The following is a 4,402-nucleotide window of genomic DNA, read 5'->3' on the forward strand; positions in this document are numbered from 1 at the left end:
CGGGATTGATGAATTCACCACTTTATGTATCGTTTTGTCCTACTGAACCCACATATCATCGACCGGTGCCTGAGCCTGTCGAAGGCTAATCATTTTTTGGTGACTTGACACGTTCTGTGATTTCCTCAGCGGTACCATATTGCGCAAAATTCTGTGAGGTTCAGTGTTTTCTGTGCGTTTTAAAAGCTGGTAAGTGAGCTTGTCGAAGGAAAAACATTGTGTCCCATTGTGAAAAACTTAGTGGAACATTGTGCTCCATCACAGTAGGAGCATGTCGAAGGCTTAACCGCAAAGTTCGCAAAGATTTTCGCAAAGTTCGCAAAAGGGAAATTTTTCTATTTTTTCGCTTTTTTCTTTTTGCAACTCCCCCCGGGTGAGCGACAGCAGCGGCATCCTTTGCGGCGTTATGGTATTTCCACCATCCGTGCGCCGGAAAGATACAGCGGATGGCGCGACGGCGGTTCAGTGAAACGTTTGCGAAGCGCTACGATAGCACCGCCGGCACCCCCAAATAAAAAATTACGTAAAAAACGCCGCGCTGTACTTCGGCAACTAGCGTTCAATCAGTTTAATTCTCTGTAATCGTGTATGTTGTGGTGGTGCGCTCGCTGCAGTTGAAAAAACCTAAAGGATAATTATCCGGATTAGTGGTGTTAACAATGTTTCCGCGAACCGTAGCTGGAGGCGATTGAAACGGACTACCGCCATTACTTCCCGCAACACTCAACAAAATGTTCATGTAGTTGTAATACCGCTCGGAAATGCCCATAAAACTGATGTCGAGCGTCTGACCCACTTCTAAATTCTCGTCTGTGAAGTAATCAAAAATTTGGTTTCCTTGATTAAAACGATCGTCCGTTACTTCAAAAAACGGAATAGCCGCATACGATGCTTTGTAACGAAACAAATAAAAATCGACACTAGGCGCCGGATCGGTATAAAACGTCTTAATTTCAATGTCTTCACCAGTAAATCCGCCCGCTAAATTTTGTTCGATCTTATCAATCACCGGAACTCCTTTCAAGGTTTCGGTAGCGGTGTACGTTTGCCCGTCGACAACCACCGTCAAGGTGTACACCTCGTCGATTTGCGGCACAAAAGTCGTACAAATGTAATTTCCTGTATTGGGCTGATTCACAAAATCAAAGGTTTGCCCACTTTGCGAACGTACCGTAACCACCGCGCCTTGAACTGTGGGTATCAGCTGACTGTTGTACGGTGCGGTTTTCGATAACTTAATGGTTTGCACATTGCCCGCCGTGCCTTTTTCCCATTGGATCGATGCATCGATGACGAGTTTCTCAGGAGCTGTGTCTAAGCCTACAGTTATTACTTCTTCGCAACTCATCAAACTATAAGCCGCTAAACAAAAAAGGATATATATTTTTTTCATGATTTCTTAGAATTTAAAGTTATAACTCACCGCCGGAACTGCTCCGAAAATAGAGAAGCGCGCTGCCTCATTACGCCCAGTGAATTCGTTTTGCGAAAAGCTAATCGAAGCGGCGTTCATCCGATTGTACACGTTATACACGCTAAAAACCCATTCGCTTTGCCAACCTTTCTTTTTGTCGGGTTTTGGTGTATAAGTTACAGCTAAATCCAAGTGGTGAAACGTCGGAAGCCGATCGCCGTTGCGCAAGCCGTAACTCGGAACGGTAATGCCTTGGTATTGGTATTGTCCGTTCGGAAAAGTAGCTGGTTGCCCGGTTTGTAGGATGAAGTTGGCCGAGTACGTCCATTTTTTAGAAGGCACATAACTTCCGGTAACAGCCAAGTTGTGCGTTTTATCAAAAACAGACGAGTACCATTGTCCGTTGTTGATACCGGTTTCCGTAGCGTTACGTCCCGGAGTTCGTTGTTCGGATTTCGACAAAGTATAAGAAACCCAGCCGTTGATTTTCCCCGAGTTTTTTCGCGCTAAAATTTCCAAACCGTAAGCGCGGAGCTCGCCGTTAAGAATCACTTGCTCCAAAGCTTCGTTTGCAATTAAGTCGGCTCCGTCGATATAATCAATGCGGTTTTGCACGGTTTTGTAAAACGATTCAACTTCCAGCGAATAGTCGCCGTTTCTGAAATTCTTAAAATATCCAACGGCAGTTTGATCGGCAATTTGCGGTCGGATGTACTGGTCGCTGGGTGTCCAAACATCAAGTGGTGTAGGAGAAGCCGTATTGGTTACGAGTTGCAGGTATTGCACCATGCGGTTGTAACTTGCCTTTACCGAAGTGTCGCCGTTAAAGGCGTAGGATACTGAGAATCGCGGTTCAAGGAAATCGTAGGTTTTAATCACTTCTCCCGAATCGTATACACGTGTACCGATTGGCGTTGCTTTTTCGTAAATCTGCAATTCTTGGTTAAAAATCACCGGATTGTTATCGGCGTATAAATTCACGGTCGATTGTCCCATGCGATAAAACTGACTGTAACGTAAACCGTAATAAAAGCTCAGTTTTTGCGAGGCTTTGTGTTCGGCTTCAAAGTACGCTGCGGGTTCGAATGCGTATTTTTTATCGAGTTGTCGGCGGTTAATTCCCGACGACTCGCCTACCGGAATAATCGTTCCCGGGTTAAAATCGTAGTAAATACCATTCACGCCGTATCCCAGTTTCCAGGTATCGCTTAAATAGTGCTTAAAGTCGTATTTCAGATTGTAGTTTTTAATCCCCGAATCGTATTTAAACCCGATGAAATCGAGTGTAAGTCCGTAGTAGTAATCGCTGTAAATTGCCGATAAGTTACTGAATAACTTGTCGTTATAAATATGATTCCAACGCAGGTTTAAGGTGGCGTTTCCGTAAATGTTCTCAAAACTACCCGAAAGGTTAAAAACATCGCGACCAAAATAACCCGAAAGGTACAGGCTGTTGTTGTCGTTTAATTTATAGCTAATTTTGGTGTTGAGGTCGTAAAAGTAGGCGCTGTTGCGGTTGTCGGTAAGTTTCAGAAACAGGTGTGCGTATGAAGACCGACCGGCTACCAGAAACGAACCTTTGTCTTTGTCGAACGGACCTTCAGCAAGTAACCTGCTTGAAATCAATCCGATTCCTCCTGTCATCGAGAATTTCTTGGAATTCCCGTCTTTTTGATAAATGTCTAAAACCGACGAGGCTCTTCCGCCAAAGCGCGAGGGAATTCCACCCTTGTACAATTTTAGATCTTTTATCGCGTCGGGATTAAACACCGAAAAGAATCCAAATACGTGCGAGGAGTTAAAAATAACGGCTTCGTCTAGCAGGATGAGGTTTTGGTCGGCACCACCACCGCGCACGTTAAACCCCGACGCTCCTTCGCCGGCATTGGTGACGCCCGGGAGCAGGAGAATCGACTTTATTACGTCGACTTCCCCCAAAACAACAGGCATTTTTTTGATGGTTTCGATCGAGAGTTTGTTCACGCTCATTTCCGGCCGTCGAATCACGGCTTTCGGTTTTTCAGTGATTACAACTTCTTCCAGTTCCTGACCTTCGGGTGTTAAACTGATGTTTTTCCGCAGGTCAGAAGTTAACTGAATATCAATAACTTGAGTTCCGTAACCCACATAGCTGATTTCTAGTTTGTAGTTTCCTTCGGGAAGTGTGATCGAGTAAAACCCGTATTCGTTGGTGGCGGCGCCCGATTTGGTTTCGGGAGCGTACAAATTCACGCCGATCAGCGTTTCGTTGGTCGATGAATCGGTGATGGTACCACTAATGGTGTGCGATTTTTGCCCAAAGCTACATTGAACTACCAGTGCTAAGGCAAGTAGAAATTTTGATTTAAACATAGTTCGTTTTTGATTTTGACGCTGCAAAGATGCACACTATTAACGCCTCAAGTGTTGTGTTTTGTTTAACGATTTTAAAATTTAAGATTTTTTTGTGATATGCCCTTATAATCCCGACACCCAAAGCGCCGAAACAGATTTTTGAAAAGCATCTTCTTTTTTTGGGCGCGCCGGCACACGAGTCGTCGCTGCGCAAAAGTGGTTCACGCCGTCACGTGTTCCGCTAAATCTTTTGGCGAAACGGCAGTGGAAATAGCTTGGCGCCAAAAGGATACCGCTGCACCCGTTCGCGCGGGAAAGAACGTAAGATAAGAAGCGAAAAAATTGAAAAAATTGAAAAAATTGAAAAAGCGAAAATGGAGCACGATGTTTCACAAAGTTTTTCACGATGTACACAATGTGGCATTCGACAAGCTGCCTTCGACAAGCTCAGGCACCAATGATGCGTGGGTTAGGTTGGGAAAATGATACGTAAAAGGGTGAACGTCACGATCCCGATAGTTATCGGGACTATTTTCTAGCTTCTATCCCGATAGCCATCGGGACTAGCTTCTCCAAAACGATACGTTAAGTGGTGAACGTCGCGTAGTCTTAATACTCAAATCTTAATACAAAAATCTCCATTAGCCTTCGACA

2 protein-coding genes are annotated in these 4,402 nt (G+C 44.6%); both read right to left on the reverse strand.

Annotated features, from left to right (window positions below; genetic code table 11):
• Positions 1-568: 568 nt before the first annotated feature.
• Positions 569-1,393, reverse strand: coding sequence for a DUF4249 domain-containing protein (locus tag Q0064_RS03740; protein WP_298144501.1), 825 nt, complete (start codon positions 1,391-1,393; stop codon positions 569-571).
• A gap of 6 nt (positions 1,394-1,399) precedes the next feature.
• Entirely contained in the window at positions 1,400-3,766 is a 2,367-nt protein-coding gene (locus Q0064_RS03745; protein WP_298144503.1) for a TonB-dependent receptor, read from the reverse strand.
• Between the last annotated feature and the right edge of the window lie 636 nt (positions 3,767-4,402).

It is taken from the genome of Flavobacterium sp. (genome assembly GCF_027490375.1).
Lineage (GTDB): Bacteria > Bacteroidota > Bacteroidia > Flavobacteriales > Flavobacteriaceae > Flavobacterium.

What these genes read in the sequence shown, in the direction of transcription:
- Q0064_RS03740 (WP_298144501.1), bottom strand. Translation starts at nt 1,393, where the DNA reads ATGAAAAAAATATATATCCTTTTTTGTTTAGCGGCTTATAGTTTGATG.
- Q0064_RS03745 (WP_298144503.1), bottom strand. Translation starts at nt 3,766, where the DNA reads ATGTTTAAATCAAAATTTCTACTTGCCTTAGCACTGGTAGTTCAATGT.